General features: G+C 43.8%; 15 protein-coding genes. All 15 read left to right on the top strand.

Annotated features, from left to right (window positions below; translation table 11 throughout):
• Positions 1-91: 91 nt before the first annotated feature.
• A complete protein-coding gene (gene hrcA / locus FKX92_RS06645; protein ID WP_149565911.1) occupies positions 92-1,126 on the top strand; it encodes a heat-inducible transcriptional repressor HrcA in 1,035 nt (344 codons plus the stop codon).
• Positions 1,127-1,161: 35 nt separating this feature from the next.
• On the top strand, positions 1,162-1,698 hold the full coding sequence (gene grpE / locus FKX92_RS06650; protein ID WP_149565867.1) for a nucleotide exchange factor GrpE: 537 nt from the start codon (positions 1,162-1,164) through the stop codon (positions 1,696-1,698).
• A gap of 135 nt (positions 1,699-1,833) precedes the next feature.
• Positions 1,834-3,663 (top strand): molecular chaperone DnaK, encoded by a 1,830-nt coding sequence (gene dnaK / locus FKX92_RS06655; protein WP_149565868.1) that lies wholly within the window; start codon positions 1,834-1,836, stop codon positions 3,661-3,663.
• A gap of 227 nt (positions 3,664-3,890) precedes the next feature.
• Positions 3,891-4,523, top strand: a complete 633-nt coding sequence (locus tag FKX92_RS06660) for a DJ-1/PfpI family protein (RefSeq protein ID WP_149565869.1) — start codon at positions 3,891-3,893, stop codon at positions 4,521-4,523.
• 138 nt (positions 4,524-4,661) lie between these two features.
• Positions 4,662-5,795: a molecular chaperone DnaJ gene (gene dnaJ / locus FKX92_RS06665; RefSeq protein ID WP_004192278.1), complete on the top strand. Its 1,134-nt coding sequence runs from the start codon at positions 4,662-4,664 to the stop codon at positions 5,793-5,795.
• A gap of 320 nt (positions 5,796-6,115) precedes the next feature.
• On the top strand, positions 6,116-11,848 hold the full coding sequence (locus tag FKX92_RS06670; protein WP_149565870.1) for a ZmpA/ZmpB/ZmpC family metallo-endopeptidase: 5,733 nt from the start codon (positions 6,116-6,118) through the stop codon (positions 11,846-11,848).
• A gap of 255 nt (positions 11,849-12,103) precedes the next feature.
• Entirely contained in the window at positions 12,104-12,853 is a 750-nt protein-coding gene (truA, locus tag FKX92_RS06675; RefSeq protein WP_149565871.1) for a tRNA pseudouridine(38-40) synthase TruA, read from the top strand.
• Positions 12,843-13,613 (top strand): bifunctional hydroxymethylpyrimidine kinase/phosphomethylpyrimidine kinase, encoded by a 771-nt coding sequence (locus tag FKX92_RS06680; RefSeq protein WP_149565872.1) that lies wholly within the window; start codon positions 12,843-12,845, stop codon positions 13,611-13,613. Before truA ends, FKX92_RS06680 begins: the two co-directional genes overlap by 11 nt.
• Complete coding sequence (locus FKX92_RS06685) at positions 13,594-14,070, top strand: ECF transporter S component (protein ID WP_149565873.1); 477 nt, start codon at positions 13,594-13,596, stop codon at positions 14,068-14,070. Before FKX92_RS06680 ends, FKX92_RS06685 begins: the two co-directional genes overlap by 20 nt.
• A gap of 17 nt (positions 14,071-14,087) precedes the next feature.
• Positions 14,088-14,651, top strand: coding sequence for a TIGR01440 family protein (locus FKX92_RS06690; RefSeq protein WP_149565874.1), 564 nt, complete (start codon positions 14,088-14,090; stop codon positions 14,649-14,651).
• A gap of 79 nt (positions 14,652-14,730) precedes the next feature.
• Entirely contained in the window at positions 14,731-16,014 is a 1,284-nt protein-coding gene (gene tig / locus FKX92_RS06695) for a trigger factor (protein ID WP_149565875.1), read from the top strand.
• Between the two features lie 185 nt (positions 16,015-16,199).
• Positions 16,200-16,790 (top strand): DNA-directed RNA polymerase subunit delta, encoded by a 591-nt coding sequence (rpoE, locus tag FKX92_RS06700; RefSeq protein WP_002893700.1) that lies wholly within the window; start codon positions 16,200-16,202, stop codon positions 16,788-16,790.
• Between the two features lie 120 nt (positions 16,791-16,910).
• Complete coding sequence (locus FKX92_RS06705; RefSeq protein WP_149565876.1) at positions 16,911-17,594, top strand: B3/B4 domain-containing protein; 684 nt, start codon at positions 16,911-16,913, stop codon at positions 17,592-17,594.
• Positions 17,595-17,799: 205 nt separating this feature from the next.
• The gene (locus FKX92_RS06710) at positions 17,800-18,501 is read left to right on the top strand and encodes an ABC transporter ATP-binding protein (RefSeq protein ID WP_149565877.1); all 702 of its coding nucleotides are present in this window, start codon (positions 17,800-17,802) and stop codon (positions 18,499-18,501) included.
• Position 18,502: 1 nt separating this feature from the next.
• Positions 18,503-20,209: an FtsX-like permease family protein gene (locus FKX92_RS06715; protein WP_149565878.1), complete on the top strand. Its 1,707-nt coding sequence runs from the start codon at positions 18,503-18,505 to the stop codon at positions 20,207-20,209.
• Positions 20,210-20,241 lie beyond the last annotated feature (32 nt).

Here is a 20,241-nt window from a genome sequence, read left to right on the forward strand (position 1 = left end):
TGGTGTGGAAGAGTGTATAATAGAATCATGAGTTAGCACTCGAGGTGGTTGAGTGCTAATCGACAGCAGAATCTTGATTGGAGGTGATGCCGTGGTCACGGAGCGTCAAAATGAGATTTTGAATTTGATTATTGATATCTTTACCAAGACTCACGAGCCAGTCGGCTCCAAAGCCCTGCAGGATTCCATCAATTCCAGCAGTGCCACTATCCGAAATGATATGGCGGCTTTGGAAAAGCAGGGGCTTCTGGAAAAGGCGCATACGTCCAGCGGCCGTAAGCCTAGCGTGGCTGGTTTTCAGTACTTTGTCAAGCATTCTCTGTCCTTTGATCGTCTCGCTGAGAATGAACTTTATGAGGTTATCAAAGCCTTTGACTATGAGTTTTTCAACTTGGAGGACATTCTTCAACAGGCAGCGGATCTTTTGACCAAGCTCAGTGGATGCACGGTTGTTGCACTGGATGTAGAACCCAGTCGGCAGCGCTTGACAGCTTTTGATATCGTTGTGCTCAGTCAGCACACGGCTCTGGCGGTCTTCACCTTGGATGAGTCCAATACTATCACCAGTCAGTTTATGATTCCGCGCAACTTCCTAAGAGAAGATCTGGACAGGCTTAAAGGCTTGGTACGTGAGCGGTTCTTGGGACAGACAGTCTTGGACATCCATTACAAGATTCGGACGGAAATTCCGCAGATTATCCAACGCTATTTCACTACGACAGACAATGTCATTCAGCTCTTTGAGCATATCTTTGGTGATATTTTCAAGGAAAATGTGATTCTGTCTGGCAAGGTTCAGCTCTTGGAATTTTCAGATCTGTCAGCTTATCGGTTTTTTGATGACCCGCAGAAAGTAGCCTTTGAAATTCGCGATAGTTTGGCTGAAGATCAGATGCAAAGCGTGCGCGTGGCAGACAGTAGAGAAAACTGTTTGGCTGATTTAACACTGATTTCCAGCAAATTCCTGATTCCTTATCGAGGATTTGGGGTGCTGGCAGTTGTCGGTCCGGTCAATCTTGACTACCAACGACTGGTCAGTCAGATGAATGTCGTCAACCGCGTGCTGACCATGAAACTGACCGACTTCTATCGCTATCTGAGCAGTAATCACTATGAAGTCCACTAAATATAGTATAAATATTCCTAAAAAGGAGGTGCCTTGTGGCAAAACATAAACAAGAAGAACATCCAGAAGATGTAGAAGTAAAAGAGGAGGCTGTAGAAACAGCTGAGCAAGCTGAATCAGCAAGCTCTGAAAAATCAGAATTAGAACTAGCGAATGAGCGGGCAGAAGATTTTGAAAACAAATATCTCCGTGCTCATGCAGAAATGCAGAACATCCAGCGCCGAGCAAATGAAGAACGTCAGCAGCTGCAAAGATACCGCAGCCAGGACTTGGCAAAAGCTATTTTGCCTTCGATAGATAATCTGGAGCGTGCGCTTGCCGTTGAAGGTCTGACAGATGATGTCAAAAAAGGACTGGAAATGGTACAGGAAAGCTTGATTCATGCTCTCAAAGAAGAGGGGATCGAAGAAATTCCAGCCGACGGAGCTTTTGATCATAACTATCACATGGCCATTCAAACAGTTCCAGCTGACGATGAGCACCCAGCTGACACTATCGCGCAGGTCTTCCAAAAAGGCTACAAACTTCATGACCGTATCCTGCGCCCAACAATGGTAGTGGTCTATAACTAGGCTAGAAAACTTGAAAAACCTTGTCCGAAACGACAATAAACTATGAAGAAAGATAAAAAATGTTCGGCTTTGCAATAGTAAGCGAAGCGAAACAAAGAGTATTGAAAATAAATTAAAGTAAAAAGAGGTAAAAATATGTCTAAAATTATCGGTATTGACTTAGGTACAACAAACTCAGCAGTTGCAGTTCTTGAAGGAACTGAAAGCAAAATCATTGCAAACCCAGAAGGAAATCGCACAACACCTTCTGTAGTGTCATTCAAAAATGGTGAAATCATCGTTGGTGATGCGGCAAAACGTCAAGCAGTAACAAATCCAGATACAATCATTTCCATCAAATCAAAAATGGGAACATCTGAAAAAGTAGTTGCCAATGGCAAAGAATACACTCCGCAAGAAATCTCAGCTATGATTCTGCAGTACTTGAAAGGCTATGCAGAAGAATACCTTGGTGAAAAAGTAAGCAAAGCGGTTATCACAGTTCCAGCCTACTTTAACGATGCGCAACGTCAGGCGACTAAAGACGCTGGTAAAATCGCTGGTCTTGAAGTAGAACGTATCGTCAACGAACCAACTGCAGCAGCCCTTGCTTACGGTCTTGACAAACAAGATAAAGAAGAAAAGATTTTGGTCTTTGACTTGGGTGGTGGTACCTTTGACGTTTCAATCCTTGAGTTGGGTGATGGCGTCTTTGATGTACTGGCAACTGCTGGTGACAACAAACTCGGTGGTGATGACTTTGACCAAAAGATTATCGACCACATGGTAGCTGAGTTCAAGAAAGAGAACGGCATCGACTTGTCAAATGACAAGATGGCGCTTCAACGTTTGAAAGATGCAGCTGAAAAGGCTAAGAAAGACCTTTCAGGTGTAACCTCTACTCAAATCAGCTTGCCGTTTATCACAGCTGGCGACGCTGGACCTCTCCACTTGGAAATGACTTTGACTCGTGCTAAATTCGACGATTTGACTCGTGACTTGGTAGAGCGCACTAAAGAACCAGTTCGCCGTGCTCTTTCTGACGCAGGCTTGAGCTTGTCAGAAATCGACGAAGTAATCTTAGTTGGTGGTTCAACTCGTATTCCTGCAGTTGTAGAAGCTGTTAAAGCTGAGACTGGTAAGGAACCAAACAAATCAGTGAACCCTGACGAAGTAGTTGCTATGGGTGCTGCTATCCAAGGTGGTGTCATCACTGGTGATGTCAAAGACGTTGTCCTTCTTGATGTAACACCATTGTCACTTGGTATCGAAACAATGGGTGGTGTCTTCACTAAGCTGATCGACCGCAACACAACGATTCCAACTTCTAAATCACAAGTCTTCTCTACTGCAGCAGACAATCAACCAGCCGTTGATATCCACGTTCTTCAAGGTGAACGCCCAATGGCAGCAGATAACAAGACTCTTGGACGTTTCCAATTGACAGATATTCCAGCTGCTCCTCGTGGAATCCCTCAAATCGAAGTAACCTTTGACATCGATAAGAACGGTATTGTATCAGTTAAGGCTAAAGACCTTGGAACTCAAAAAGAACAACACATTGTCATCCAATCTAACAGCGGCCTTACTGACGAAGAAATCGACCGCATGATGAAGGATGCGGAAGCAAATGCTGAAGCAGATAAGAAACGTAAGGAAGAAGTTGATCTTCGTAACGAAGTTGACCAAGCTATCTTTGCGACTGAAAAGACTATCAAGGAAACTGAAGGCAAAGGCTTCGACGCAGAGCGTGACGCTGCCCAAGCTGCTCTTGATGAACTTAAGAAGGCGCAAGAAGATAATAACTTGGACGACATGAAAGCGAAATTGGAAGCTCTTAACGAAAAAGCTCAAGCACTGGCAGTGAAACTCTACGAGCAAGCTGCTGCGGCTCAACAAGCCCAAGCAGGAGCAGAAGGAGCTGAAAACACAAGTTCAACTAAAGCAGACGATGATGTCGTAGACGGAGAGTTTACTGAGAAATAGGCGGTGAGAAAGAACTAAAAATTGAAAGTTTTTAGTTCGTAGTCGAACCCCCGCGAGGATGATTAGGATTTTTGGGAGTCTGAAAGACGAACCTAAAATCCAATCAGCTACCGCGTCAAAAATTTTTCGAAAAATATTGTTTTGAAAATTTCACGTCGTAATGATAGGAAGAAATCCAGAGGTTGCAACCCAGCCTCTGTTTTTCGGTAAACTAGAGGGTGACGCTTATGAAGAAAGTGCTCTGTTTAATTTATCCTAATTTTTCACTTTATGAAGTAGTTGGTCTGACCAGTACTTTAGGGCTATCTTTTGGTGTTGAGGTTGATTATGCTGGTTCAGATAGAAATGTTATAAGATCAGAAGATGGATTAGCCTGTCAACCTACTAGAACACTGGATGAAGTAGTTATCGAAGACTATTCTTGTGTCATTTTGCCAGGAATGATAAATATTGCTCCTGCTTTGCATGATGAAAAATTGATTTCTTTTCTAAGAACTTTGAAGCAGCAAGAGATTTTAATTACAGCTATTTCCTCAGCGCCCATTTTATTGGCGAAAGCAGGTTTGTTGAAGGACGCTAAATTTACTGGTGGGATTTGGCAAAACTTCTTTGACTATTTTGAATTTCTTCCACGTGAGAATTTCAAAGCTCAAGCTGTTCTACAAGATAAAAACATCATTACAGCTGTTGGCTTTGCACATCAAGCGTTTGCGAGAAAAGTGCTTCTTAGTCTAGATTTGGTAGATAATGCTGACAACTATTTTAAAGAACAGAATCAGTATTCGGAAGAGGACTTGATATTCACTTTATCCGATGAAGAGTTTGCTGAGATGAAGCATGAATTTGAAAATACCCTCTGATCAATATTTTCTAAAATTTAAAGAAAGGAACTGAACCCGACCTAAATTCTCAGAAAAAAAGAGAAATTAGCCTTGGAGCATCGCTCCGTCGCCTGATTTCCTATTTTTCAGTCGAATTTTACGGTCTTGGTATCTTATATGAACAATACAGAATATTATGACCGTCTAGGTGTCTCTAAGAATGCTTCTCAGGATGAGATCAAGAGAGCCTATCGGAAATTATCTAAAAAGTACCACCCCGACATTAATAAGGAAGCTGGGGCGGAGGACAAATATAAAGAAGTCCAAGAGGCTTATGAGACGCTGAGCGACGAGCAAAAGCGGGCAGCCTATGATCAATACGGCGCAGCGGGAGCTAATGGTGGCTTTGGCGGTGGTGCAGGCGGCTTCGGCGGCTTTGATGGCTCCGGCTTTGGCGGCTTCGAAGATATCTTCTCCAGCTTCTTTGGCGGTGGTGGCACTCGCAATCCTAATGCTCCGCGCCAAGGGGATGATCTTCAGTATCGTGTGAATCTCCGCTTTGAAGAAGCAATTTTCGGGGCTGAGAAGGAAATCAAGTATAACCGCGAAGCGACTTGTCGGACCTGTGATGGGTCTGGTGCTAAGCCAGGAACTAGTCCTGTTACCTGTGGCCGCTGTCATGGCTCAGGTGTCATCAATGTTGATACCCAGACACCGCTTGGCATGATGCGTCGTCAAGTGACCTGTGATGTCTGTCACGGCCGAGGAAAAGAAATCAAAAGTCCTTGTGAAACCTGTCACGGAACGGGGCATGAAAAACAGGCTCACAGCGTCAAGGTCAAAATCCCTGCTGGTGTGGAAACTGGTCAGCAGGTCCGTCTGTCTGGTCAAGGTGAAGCAGGCTTTAATGGCGGTCCTTATGGTGACCTTTATGTCGTGGTCCAAGTTGAGCCGAGTGACAAGTTTGAGCGAGATGGCTCTACCATTTACTACAAGCTCAATCTCAACTTTGTCCAAGCGGCTCTTGGTGACAGTGTGGATATCCCAACTGTTCACGGGGATGTGGAGCTGAATATCCCAGAAGGAACACAGACTGGCAAGCGTTTCCGTCTGCGTGGCAAGGGAGCACCGAGTCTGCGTGGTGGAAGCATGGGGGATCAGTATGTAACTGTCAATGTTGTGACGCCGACTGGCCTCAACGACCGTCAAAAAGCAGCCCTCAAAGAATTTGCGGAAGCTGGCAATATCTCGGTCAATCCTAAGAAAAAAGGCTTCTTTGACAAAATGAAAGATGCCTTGGAAGATTTGTAAACAGATAAAAAGGAGCAGCCTGATGCTGTTCTTTTTGTGTTTTCTAGAAGGACATTTGGCAAATGTAGTCAAGGAAGAGAGCCGCTCTGACCAGCCTTTTAATCAAAAGAAATTCACAATAAAAAGTGTAAAGAGATTTTCTATATTTACTTTTATAAAAATTAATTGTTTTTTTTAAGTAAAATCTATTGTAAAAATTTCCTAAAAGATATATGATAATACTATATGTATAAAACGTATCTTTTTAGCCTGCTGGGGGGTGGCTAGGGAGATAATGGGGGATTAGCTTTATACATTTTAGGAAAAAGGGGATTTATAAAGTGAAATGTTTTGAAAAAGTGCAGGAGCGAATTCAGAAATATTCGATTCGCAAATTGTCTGTCGGTGTGGGCTCAGTTGCCATTGCAGCTCTGATTTTTGGGAGCTCTTTGTCCAGTTCGACAGTTGCTGCAGATGAAGTAGGAGGCGGTGCGACTGCTCACTATAGCTATGTCGAAGAGCAAGAGCTAACAGAGCAGGAAAAAGGGCTGATTAAGAAAGGTCTGCCTGAAAATCTGCAAACAGGGGAAAATTATTACTTGATTTATCGGAAGCAAGATGGGCAAAGTGTCTTGCCGAGTACAGGAAATAACGGTCAGCCGCTTCTCGGCTTATTTGCGGGAACGGCTATTTTGGCTGTCCTGGTTTTCTCACGAAAGAAATCTGGTAAGTTACTAGGAGTGCTTTTGCTAGGTAGCTTGGGACAAACTGTGTTACAGTCTCCTCAAGCGTTTGCGCTAGAAAATCGGGAATTACTTTCCTATAACCGTCAAGTTGCGGTTTCGTCAGCAGTTTCTGAAGCGGATGTGACTATTGCAGGTTATAACTATATCGGTTACTTTACAGCTTCTGATTTGCGTACTTTGACAGAGACCAAGCCAACCTCTTTGTCAGCTGGTCAAGAAGCTCAAGCGCAAGCAGAAGTGTCAGAAGCTGCAAAAGAGGATTCTGATTCTATTGATCGAGCTGCTCAAGCAGGGTTGCTGTATCAGCTGAATCCTGATGAAAGTGATTCTGGCCAGATAGGGAATCTTCCAACCCCAACTCCAGTTCCAAATCTTAGTCCAGCTTCTCAACCGTCAAATCCACCTATAGAAACGGCAAAAGGAGAAAGTTTACAAGAACCTGCCTTGCCAGAGTACAGCGGTGCTGTGAACGGTGAGTCGCTAGTTCAAGCGGAAACTCCAGTCTATACTGCCCCAGTTGGTACAGTTGGAGACACAGCCCCAGTCGAGCCTGCCCTCCCAGAATACACAGGCGGAGTTAATGGCGAATCGCTAGTTCAAGCAGACAATCCGGTCTATGATGCTCCAGTAGCTACAGTTAGTGACATGGCTCCGGTTGAGCCCGCTCTCCCAGAATATACAGGCGGCGTTAACGGCGAATCGACAGTTCAAGCAGACAATCCAGTCTATGATGCTCCAGTAGCTACAGTTAGTGACGTGGCTCCAGTTGAGCCAGCTTTGCCAGAATACACAGGTGGCGTTAATGGTGAGTCGACAGTTCAGCCAGAACAGCCTAGTCTACATACAGACATCAAGCTAGAAACGATAGAACCTCAAGTTGTCAACAAGACAGATGATAGCAAGTATCTTGATGAGGAGACCACTGTCGATGGAACTCCAGGACAAAAAGAAATTGTAACCAGCTATGAAGTCTTGGACGGGAATCGCATATCAGAGCCGCAAACTACTGAAAGAATCTTGCACGAAGCAGTTGATACAGTGGTCACTCGAGGTAGCAAGGCTCGCATCAATAAAGAAGAATTGAGCAAGCAGCTAGCTTTAGCAACGGCTGTGGATCCAGGAGTTTACACCAATCAATCCTATCAGCAGCTGCAAGCAATTAAGAATATGGCTGCGACGGTTTATCAAACTTCGTCAAGTCAAGATGAAATAGATGCGGGTGTCAACCAACTTAAGCAAGCTTTGTCCGACTTATTGGCCCTTAAAGCAGCACCAACTCTGACTGTTTCAGCGGTTAAGAAGGATGAATTGCAGAAATCAGTTCAGATTCAATACCAGCTGACGGACAGGGATCAAGCCTTTACTAGTGCTCATGTTCGTCTGAAGAAGGATGGCCAGCTGATAGCAGAGCAGAACTTGGCGGCAGGCCAGTTGACTGCTAGCTTCAGTGGTTTGGACTACTATACACCATATAAGATTGAGACGACTCTGTCTTATGACTTAGGAAATGGCTCTGAAAGTCAGGAATTAGCTCAAGAGACAGTCCAGCTTGACCTGAAGAAGGTAGAACTCAAGTCCATCACTAATGTCGCTTTGATGAAGGTTGAAAATGGCCAGACAAAATTGATGCCTACTCTGGCTGAAAAGCCAGCAAATCTGGACCAATATTATCTGCACTTTACATCCGACCAGTTCAAGGACACTGTCCTACCAGTTACCTCTATTGAGGAAGTGGTCGTTGATAACCAGCCTGTCTTCAAGATTCAGGCTCAGCTGCCAGACTTGCTGCAAAGAAGCGCAACTGGTCTTCAAAACAGCTTTGATTTCTATCTGGAAAAGGCTAAGAAGCGTGAAGGAAATGTCTACTATGACTTCCAAGATCTTTTGGACGGTATCAAGGAAGATCCTTCTGGAACCTTTATTTTGGGCCGCAGTATCAGTGCCAAGCTGATTGACAAACCTGCCAACAGCAAATCTTACTTGCCAGGTGAGTTCAAAGGCCAGCTGATTGGTGGTCAAAATGGTGAGCGCCATGCGATTTTAGACTTAGCGCATCCTCTATTTGATACGATTACTGGTGGAACGGTCAAGGATATTGACTTTAAGCGGGTCAATATGGTTTATCCAGATTCGCAAGCGGGCGATACAGTTGCGACAATTGCTGCCCGCTTGAAGAATAAAGGAGTAATCGAAAATGTCAATGTCCAAGGATACTTGGAAGGAAGAGACCATATAGCCGGTCTGGTTAACAATATAGAAGGCCAATCTCGAGTTGAAAATGTCTCCTTTAAGGGCCAGATTAAGTCCAAGGGTGGAAACTCTGTCACAGCTGGTATCGCTGGAACCAACGCCATGTCCTTAGTAAGCCGAGCTTATGTCGAAGCAGATATTTGGGTTAAGAGTGGTCAAAATGCAGGTATGCTGGTCGCTCAAAACTTCACTAACTATTCAGGTGCAGGCTGGGGGAATTGGGGCAAGCTAACTCAGTCGGTTGCCAAAGGTAAGTTAGAGGATGCAGGCTCAAGAAATGCGGCTGGTATCGCTGCTTCCATTTGGCCGTATGGAACTATCAATGACACCGTCAGCTATGCCACTGTAGTGAACGGTAAAGAGCTCTTTAGCTCTGATAATGAGATTACCGACGCTTGGATGGGGCAAAAACTCCAAAACCTTTTTGGTGTTCAGGGACACAGCTCTGGAACCAAGACAGGAAAAGATGCCAAGTTCCGCCGCTTGACAGAAGCTGAAGCGGAGCAAAAAGTCAAGAGCTATCGGATTACAGCTCTTGAACAAACCAGCGCAAATGAAGTAACAACTGAGAAGCTAAATGCTGCTATCCTGAGAACAAGTACTTATCAAGATAAACCAGGATACAAGGCAGAAAATGAACAGCTTTATCAGAACCTAGAGCGCTTTATGCCTTTCTACAATCAAGAATTCTTGATTCATGAAGCCAATAAGCTGGTGGATGCTGGTAAGGCGGGTGACTTGTTGACGAAGAAAGTTCTATCAGTTCAAGCTCTGAAAGGTAACCAGTTTGTTACTGGCGGAACGGATGCAGATAAGATCTTAGTCCATTTTGCAGACGGAAGCAAGACCATCTTCAATCTTCAAAATCAAGCACGATTTGAAGAGACGGCTCTGCCGGAATACCAGATTGCAGAGCTTGGTACAGTCTATACTCCAAACCACTCAACGGCTGTCAAAGAAGACTTGCTGACTCAGCTGACTGAGAGCTTAAAGAGTTTTGAACTGTACAGTGATGAAGTCTATCGTTCTGTTGGCCTGCCTAATGATAATGACAAGGTCAACAAAGTCAAGCGTCTCTTCCTAGATGAATCTCTGGCTGAAGTGAAAGCCAACTTGCAGGATATGCTTGGTAAGCTCCTGGCCAATGAATGGACAAGATTCCATGCTGATAATCCAGCAGCCAATGAAGCTCTGAAAGCTAAAATCGAAGAGAACAAGACGGCTATCATGCTCGGTCTGACCTACCTCAACCGTTATTACGATCTCAAATTTGGTGACTATAACCTCAAGGAGCTAGTACTCTTCAAACCAGATTTCTATGGTGAAAAAGTGTCATTGCTGGATCGCTTGATTAAGATTGGTCGTTCGACAGAAAATCAACTGAAAGGGGCAGATAATGTCAATATGTTTGCACGTCAGTTGAAGGCTGAGTCCAAGTCTAGTGATTTGGTGGCTTACTTGGATTACAACCGTCGCCTGCTGACTGACTTTGCGGACATGGATACTTGGTTCAAGGATGCGACCCGAGGATTTATTCAGTTTGAAGAACGCCAGTCAGAAGTCGAGGAGATCAAGTCTGCTAAGTATCGCGTCTTTGATAACCTCAACTCTGAATATTTCAGCAACTATATCCTTCCGCTGCTAACCTTGAAAAATACGCGCTTAGCTATTCTATCAAACTATAGCACGATGGCCTTTGTCAACAGAGACAAGCGCCGGTCATGGTCTGATGAACGATTTAATGCGCGCATCAAGGAAGTAGCGACCCAGCATCGAAATCACGTAGACACTTGGTACAAGCTTCTCTCAGATGATATCAAGTCCAGAATGGTCAAGCAAAATGTAACGGCTGTATGGGATGGTTTTGATGTAGAAGGACGTGGCTGGATTGATGTCAACGGAAATGATAATAAGGGCAATCCTTATGCACCATCCCGCGAGTTCTTTAACCTAGTTGGTGGCAGAGCTGGTGGCTGGTACAAGTCAAATGGCTATGGCGCCCATGCTGCTGGTTCAATCCGTGTGAACTTCGAGGCCTTTGACCTCTTGACGGAATATGGTGTGTCCGTCTTCACGCACGAGCTTACCCACGTCAATGACAGAGATATTTATCTGGGCGGACATGGCAGACGACAAGGGATTGGACCAGAAGGCTATGCCCAAGGGATGCTCCAATCGCCTGTTCCTGATCAGCCAGGCTGGGGTGCTCTGGGTCTCAATATGGCCTTTGATCGTCCAAATAATGGTAGTCTCATTTTCAATAGCTCGCCAAGTCTCTTCAAGAACCGAGCAGACATCGACCACTATATGAAGGGCTATAATGATACCCTCATGCTGCTGGATTACCTTGAGGGACAAGCCGTTGTTGCCAAAGGAAATGCAGCAGCTGCTAAATGGTTCAAGAAGGTTGAGCCGAAGGTTGTAGATGCTCGGACTCAATATGATGTCGTGAGAGAGTTGACGGCAGAAGAGAAAGCGGCCATGTCAGTTTCATCTGTAGAGGACTTGGTTGACCAAGGCTTGCTGTCTAACCGTGCGGTTGACAATCGAACTTATAACCCTGCTGACTATGACTCTAGTTACATTGCGATCGACTTTATGACAGGTATCTATGGTGGCGGTCAAAACAATACTGGAGCGCCAGGCGCCTTGATGTTCAAGCATAATACCTTCAGAATCTGGGGTTACTATGGCTATGAAAAAGGCTTTGTAAGCTATGCTTCTAATAAACACCGTAAGACAGCCAATGAGCAAGGTGTGACTGGTTTGAGCGATAACTTTATCATCAAGCAAATTTCTGAGGGCGAATTTGAAACCATGGAAGCCTTCAAGAAAGCTTACTTCAGAAAAGTTGTGGATAAAGCACAAACCTCAGGTATTAAGCCAGTGACTGTCAATGGAAAAGTCTATACTACTTATGAAGAGTTGAAAGCTGGCTTTGCTGAAGCTGTTGACAAGGATCTGAAGAAGTCTCGTGTAGATGAACGCGCAACCAAGGACTTCAAGTATGCTGTCTTTACGCAATTGCTCAAGAACACCAACAGTTTTATGGATGAAAACTCTATTTGGGGTTCCTAAGAAAAAGTGTCAGATTTGCTGCATGTGTAACTGCAAATAATGACTTTTAGTAATATGTAATCAATAACCCATTTGAATTAGCTCTGTTTGTGTCGTCACTGACAGTCTGATTCAGATGGGTTGTTTTGTTGTATAATGGCAAGTCAGAGTGCAAATTATCCCTATTTCTTATACAATATTTTTAAAAAATCTGTCCCCGGACAGTTCCTGCTTTTAGGGCTTGCTGGGGGCTTTTTTTCCTGCTAAAATAAACACATGACACGTTATAAAGCTATTATATCCTATGATGGTTATGGCTTTGCTGGCTTTCAGCGACAGCCCCATGCCAGAAGTGTTCAGGAAGAGATTGAAAAGACCCTGACCCGTATCAATAAAGGCCAGCCTGTGGTGATTCATGGAGCGGGCCGAACCGACAGCGGTGTCCATGCTCTGGGCCAGGTGCTGCATTTTGATTTACCAGAAGAGCGGGATGAAGAGAAATTGCGTTTTGCCTTAGATACTCAGACGCCGGAAGATATTGATTTTATCAGGGTGGAGCAGGTATCGGATGATTTTCATTCTCGCTACAATAAGCACAGCAAGACCTATGAATTTTTGGTGGACATCGGCCGGCCTAAAAATCCTATGATGCGCCATTATGCCACGCATTATCCCTATCCTTTGGAGCTGAGTCTCATAGAAGAAGCGATTGCTCAGTTAGAGGGGACGCATGATTTTACTGGATTTACGGCTTCTGGGACCAGCGTGGAAGACAAGGTTCGGACCATTACCGAGGCCAAGGTTCGCTATGATGCAGAGCGTAATTTTCTAGTCTTTACTTTTTCAGGCAATGGCTTTCTCTACAAGCAGATCCGCAATATGGTCGGTACCTTACTCAAGATTGGCAACAAGCGCATGCCGGTGGAGCAGATTCAGAGGATTTTAGCGGAGAAAGACCGTCATCTGGCAGGGCCAACAGCTGGTCCAAACGGCCTCTATCTAAAGGAGATTCGTTATGAAGAATAAGTTGATTTTAGCCCTTTCGGGCAATGATATTTTCAGCGGTGGCGGACTGCACGCTGATTTGGCTACCTATACAGTCAATGGTCTGCATGGATTCGTAGCTGTGACTTGCCTGACGGCTATGACTGATAAGGGATTTGAGGTCATTCCAGTTGAGGAAGAGGTTTTTGCCCAGCAGTTGGCCAGTCTCAAGGATCTTCCTTTTTCTGCTATTAAGATAGGGCTTTTACCCAATCTGCAAATAGCAGAGCAGGCTTTGGCTTTTGTCAAGCAGCATGCGGATATACCAGTTGTGCTGGATCCTGTTCTGGTCTGCAAGGAAAATCATGATTTGGAAGTCAGTGCGCTGAGAGAAGAAATCATCAAGTTCTTTCCTTATGTCAGTATCATCACACCAAATCTAGCAGAAGCTCAGCTATTGACCCAAAAAGAAATCAAAAGTCTGGAGGATATGCAGGCTGCAGCCAAGGAGCTCTATGATTTGGGGGCCAAGCATGTGGTGATTAAGGGCGGTAATCGCTTGAGCAAGGAGCGGGCGGTGGATGTTTACTATGACGGTCAAAATTTTGAAATCATGGAATCGCCAGTGCTGGCTAGCAACAATACCGGAGCAGGCTGCACATTTGCTTCCAGCATTGCCAGTCAGCTGCTTCTAGGCAAGTTTCCGCTTGCAGCAGTTCAAATTTCTAAAGATTTTGTTTACCGAGCGATTCAGCGCTCAGATCAATATGGGGTAGTTCAGTATGAGAAATCATCAAGTTAAAAAATTAGTTATCTTAGCTTTCATCACAGCTCTATCTGTGGTTTTGGGGAATTTTTTAAAAATCCCAACTCCGACAGGATTTTTGACACTGCTGGATGCAGGGATTTATTTTACAGCTTTCTACTTTGGCCGCAAGGAAGCGGCTATTGTTGGAAGTCTTTCAGGCTTTTTGATTGATATGATTGCTGGCTATCCTCAGTGGATGATTTTCAGTCTGATTTGCCACGGACTTCAGGGGTTCTTTGCTGGCTTTGAGGGCAAGAGTCGCTATCTTGGGCTGGTCTTGGCCGCAGTGGCTATGGTCGGTGGCTATGCCATCTTTGGTAGTATCATGAATGGTGTTGGGGCTGCCCTAGCCGAAATCTTAAGTAATTTTATGCAGAATGCATTTGGTTTAGTGGTCGGTTTTGCCCTCTACAAAGCCTTCCCAGAGAGTTTGAAAAAACGGTCGCAGTGAAATAAACGAGGTGAGACATGGACTTAGCTAAGATTGGAGCGGGAACTCGTCAGATTGTTCTAGATGTTTTGGACAAGGCTGCCTTGGTCGAGGGAGATATTTTTGTTCTGGGTCTATCCTCCAGCGAGGTTGTCGGAGGCCATATCGGTCAGAATTCCAGTCTGGAAGTCGGACAGGTCATTGTCAAAACCATACTGGATATCTTAGAAGAGAAGGGGATTTTTCTAGCAGTCCAGGGATGTGAGCATCTCAACCGTGCCCTCGTAGTCGAAAGAGCCTTAGCGAACAAGAAGGATTTGGAGATAGTCAATGTTCTGCCTACTCTTCATGCTGGAGGCAGCGGTCAGCTAGCGGCTTTCCAATACATGAAAGATCCTGTCGAGGTAGAGTTTATTGTCGCTCAGGCGGGGCTGGATATTGGCGATACTGCTATCGGCATGCATGTCAAGCATGTGCAGATTCCTATTCGACCGATTCTCAAGGAATTGGGAGCTGCCCATGTCACAGCTTTAGCCAGCCGTCCCAAGCTAATTGGCGGCGCCAGAGCGGCCTATATAGAGGATAAAATCAGGAAGGGATAAAAGGAAAAATAATTTTGAAAAAAACTCTAATTATGCTATAATGGGTTGTATTCAATAAATTTTAAGGAGAAATGACAGAATGTCTGTATCATTTGAAAACAAAGAAACAAATCGCGGTCTTTTGACTTTTAGCATCAGTCAAGAGAAAATCAAGCCTGCCTTGGACCGTGTATTTAACTCAGTAAAAAAAGATATTGCTGTACCAGGTTTCCGTAAAGGTCGCCTTCCACGTGCTATCTTCAACCAACGTTTTGGTGAAGAAGCCCTCTACCAAGATGCTTTGAACGCTCTTCTTCCAGAAGCATATGAAGCTGCTGTTAAAGAAGCAGGTATCGAAGTAGTTGCTCAGCCTCAGTTTGATGTAGAGTCTATGGAAAAAGGCCAAGACTGGGTCATCAAAGCTGAAGTAGTCACTAAGCCAGAAGTTAAGCTGGGTGCTTACAAAGACTTGGAAGTAACTGTTGAAGCTAGCAAAGAAGTGACTGACGCCGAAGTAGATGAGCGCATTGAGCGTGAGCGTAACAACTTGGCTGAGTTGGTTCTCAAAGAAGGTCCAGCAGCTGACGGTGATACAGTTGTGATTGACTTTGTTGGATCTGTTGACGGCGTTGAATTTGACGGCGGCAAGGGCGATAACTTCTCACTTGGACTGGGTAGCGGTCAATTCATCCCAGGATTTGAAGAGCAGTTGGTTGGCCACAGTGCAGGTGAAACAGTGGATGTTGTCGTAACCTTCCCAGAAGACTACCAAGCAGAAGACTTGGCAGGCAAGGAAGCTAAGTTTGTGACAACTATTCACGAAGTTAAAGAAAAAGAAGTTCCAGCATTGGACGACGAACTTGCAAAAGATATCGACGAAGAAGTGGAAACTCTTGACGAGCTGAAAGAAAAGTACCGCAAAGAATTGTCAGAAGCTAAGGAAACAGCTTATAAGGATGCGGTAGAAGCAGCAGCTATTGATCAAGCAGTAGCAAACGCGGAAATCGTTGACTTGCCAGCAGAAATGGTCCACGAAGAAGTGCACCGCGCTGTTAATGAATTCTTGGGCAACATGCAACGCCAAGGAATCTCACCTGACATGTACTTCCAAATCACTGGCACTACTCAGGAAGACCTGCACAAGCAATACGAAGCAGATGCTGAGTCACGGACTAAGACAAACCTTGTCGTAGAAGCTGTTGCTAAGGCAGAAGGTTTTGAAGCTAGCGCAGAAGAAATCGAAGCAGAAGTAACTTCATTGGCTACAGACTACAACATGGAAGTGGAACGTGTTCGCCAATTGCTTTCAGAAGATATGCTGAAACACGACATCGCTATCAAGAAAGCTGTTGAAGTGATTACAAGCACTGCGAAAGTGAAATAAGCTTCATCATTCAAAATGAGATCATTTGAAACTAGTGTATAAATGCACTAGTTTCTTTTTGTACTTGTTCCATGATTTTTCCTGGATTTTCTTTTGACGAAAATAGAAATTTATCGTACAATAGAAAGTAGCGAAAAATTGCAAGAGGGCGACAAGCCTTTACTTAATCTTAAAGGAGATCAACTTTGGAATTAGAAGTATTTGCTGGACAGGAAAAAAGTGAGCTTTCTATGATTGAAGTGGCGCGTGCCATTTTGGAAGCCCGCGGCCGCGACCATGAGATGTATTTTAATGATCTGGTCAATGAAATTCAAAACTATCTGGAAAAATCAAACAGTGAGATTCGTGATGCTCTGCCTTTATTCTACACAGAACTCAATGTAGACGGCAGCTTTATTCCGCTGGGAGATAATAAATGGGGCCTGCGTTCATGGTATGCTATCGACGAAGTGGATGAAGAAATCATCGCCTTGGAAGAGACTGATGAGGACGACGCACCTAAGAAACGCAAGAAGAAACGCGTCAACGCCTTTATGGATGGCGACGAGGATGCCATTGACTACAGCGATGACGATCCAGAAGATGAGGACGGCTACGAAGCAGATCCAGCTCTCTCATACGATGAGGAAAATCCAGACGATGAGAAGAATGAAGTGGAAGCTTATGATGCAGAAATCAACGAAATCGCTCCAGATGATCTAGGTGAAGAAGTCGAACTCAACGAAGAAGATGACGACTACTCTGACGAAGACTCGGAGACTGAAGAGGAAGAATAAATCAACCAAAAGAAACAAGGGACGAAATCCCTTGTTTCTTTTAATATTCCTTGAAATATAAGTTCGGAAGGTGTAGAATACTAATAAAATTTAATAAAGAATAGATGGAGGAAGACTGCTATGAAATTTGTCATTGATAAGAGTCTGGGTGAACTAGGCATAAAAAGTGTTGCTATCGGGATTGCCAAGAATGTTAATCCGCATGCAGAACTGTCACCCTCATTTCTAAAAAAGAAAAAGGAAATGGAAGACTGGGCTCTGGAATGTGACTTGGATGAGGTGCTTGAGTCGTCAGTGGTTCAAGGTTATGTGGAAATACTGCAGCGCGTAGGTCGCAGTGTCAAGAAAAATCCTCCGACGGTTCCTGCTCTGATTCGCAATATCCAGCACCGAGGCTCGCTCCCTCGTATTAATAGCATTATTGATATTTATAATGTCGAAGCCCTACATTCTCTACTGGCTATTGGTGGGCATGATTTTGATAAGATTGATGGTCAGATAGAATTCACTGTAAGCCAGAAGGAAGATGTTTTTCTGCCTATTTTGTCCAAGGAGAAGCATGTTGCCAAGACGGACTATGTCTATCGGGATGCCAAAGGCATTTTGGCTTGGCTGGATGTCCGTGACAGCGAGTATTATAAGTTTGATGAGGAGACCAAGGATGCCATTTTCATCATTCAGGGGAATGCCAATACCTCTGTCGAAATGCGTCTGGAAGCCTTGGAACGAATCCGACACGATTTAGCAGAGTGTATGCCTGATGTAGAATTTGAAACACATGTCATTAGTATTGAGGAAAATTAACTGGAAGAGGCTTTCCAATTTTGATTTTCGCTGACTAGCTGCTTCCTGTTTTTAGGGAGCTTTTTTAAATGCTTTTCGATTTCTTTTGTCAGAGTCGTGGTTGAAAAAATGAGAACGGTGGAAAATGATCTCACTTAGCTTTTCTGAAAATAGGAGACATTACTCAATAAAAAATGGTATAATAAACAAAGAAAAGGAGTGTGCCATGACAGAAGCGCTATTAGAATCTAAATCAATCAGTAAAAAATATGAGGACAAGTATGTCCTGCAGAATACGGACCTAAAAATTGATCATCAGCAGTTTGTAGCAATCTTGGGTCACAGTGGATCAGGAAAGTCAACGATGCTGAATATCCTATCTTCTCTACTGAAACCAAGTTCTGGACAGGTCTTATATAAAGGAAAGGAGATAGGTCAGCTGAGTAAATCGGCAGTGGCCAAGTTTAGGAGAGAAGACATTGGTTTGGTCTTTCAGCACTACATGCTAATTCCTAATCTGACAGTTGAGGAGAATATTCAGCTGGGCAGCAAGTATGCCGCAGAGGCAGCGGATCTAGAAGAATTGGCTTCACTACTGGGAATTGAGAAGCTTTTAAACAAATATCCTCATCAGCTGTCGGGAGGTGAGCAGCAGAGGGTCTGCATTGCCAGAGCTGTGATTAAGAAACCAACTATTTTGTTTTGTGATGAGGCGACAGGCGCTCTGGACAGCGAAAATAGTAAGAACATTATTGTTTTATTGCATACTATCAAGCAAACCTACGGAACCAGTATCCTTTTTACGACACATAATCGAGAAATTGCCAGAACAGCTGACCGAATACTGCTCTTAGAAGATGGCCGTATTGTTAGGGACGACATGAATATGGAGAAGCTGTCGCCGAATCAAATGAGTTGGGAGATTTAATATGGATTTGCTATTTAAATATCTATCCAGAGACTTTTTGGCCAAGAGGACTATGGTGTCTATTCTATCTCTGATTATAATCTTCACTTCCTTTATGTACTTCTTCGTTCATTTCGCGATTGATGCTAATTTACTTCGTTTAGGTGGAGAGCAATTATCGGGCAATGAGGCTAATTATTTCACAGCTTTGAAAAGTAATCAGGCCTTGATTCGAAACATTACTGTCTCCATGGTAGCCATTTTCTCTCTCATTTTATCCTTATTCATCAGAGGAACGCTCCAAAGAAATCAAGTACAGCTAGCCCAGCTGATGTCCCTTGGCTTTTCCTTCTCCAGTATGCTGGCAATCTATGCGCTATTAATCAGCGGGTTATCCTTGATCAGTTCCTTGATTAGCTTAGTCTTGGGTTTCTGGGGATCCGATATCCTACTTTCTGCTAATAGCCAGACCTATCTCGTTCAAGGGTTGAGTAAAGGACTTTCTCTGCAGTCGGTTATGACGGGAACCCTCTTCCTAAGTCTTTTCTTAGGAGCTCTTACTTATTTGGCAGGACTGACAGTGAGAAAGACAGACCTTGCTCTAATGATGAAACAGACTGACGGAAAAAGCATACGTCCTGGTTTGATGGAGAAGCTGATTCAAAAGCTGCCGATGAAGCATAAATTCAAATTTAAGCTAACTCTAAATCATTTCAGCACCTTAGGTCTCTTGTTGATTGCTATCGTTACGTTTAGCATCATGTTTGTCTTAAGCCTGTCTCTTACTTTTAGCTCCTCTAAAATCCTTGAATCTCAGAAGGCCGGCCGGCACTATTCTTATGATATCAGCTATGATAACTACCGAAAGGAGGAGGCTGAGTCAGCTTCAGATTCTGTAACCTATCTGAGATACGATGTTGATCTAATGATAAAAGGCGAAACTATAGCCTATCAGGCCCTTTCGCTTACAAGCCAAAATGACTTGTTTCAGCTGATTGGCAGTAAGGGAGAAATTCTAGATCCCACACAAGGTGTCTTTGTAAATCCTGAATTGCGAGAGAATTATGGTCTTAAAGTTGGGGATACTCTAGAGTTAAGAGTAAAGGGAAAGCGGCATCAGATAAAGATAGCTGGATTTGCGGAGAATGCTGATTTAAAGACGATATATATTCCAAGAGACCAAGCATCCGCTATGGTAAATGAAGCTGATGATCGTTTTAATGGCAGATTGACCAATAACGTTCAAGAAAAAGGTAGGGGAAAAACTCGCTCCCTAGAGGAAAAATTATCAGCTGTACAAAGAAGTCAGACTTCTAACAAAGCAAGCGCTATTATCAACCAAAGTATCGGTGTCATAACGGGATGTTTATTGATTTACCTAGCAGTGTTTATTGGCTTGAATGGTAATATGAAGACTCTATTGATGTTTGATTTACTAGGATATGAGGAGAAAGAGGTTTATCGTATCCTGCTTAACCCCTACATTGTGATCAGCAATCTACTTTTCTTGCTCACTCTGCCTGTAGCCATCTATGCTGCAAGGAATATCCAGATTATGACTTCTCTTCAGACAGGGGACTATATGCCATTCCAGCTCAACTGGATTACTTTTGTTTATATGTTTGTCATCTTGAATGCCCTGTGCTTTATTATTAGATTTTTATTTATTCAAAAGGTTAAAAAAATCAGAGATGATAATCGGCAGGCAGAATTCTTATCAGAATGGTGAGAAACAGCATGAAGATTCTTAAGATAGGGTGT

This window comes from Streptococcus sanguinis, from assembly GCF_008329445.1.
GTDB lineage: Bacteria > Bacillota > Bacilli > Lactobacillales > Streptococcaceae > Streptococcus > Streptococcus sanguinis_O.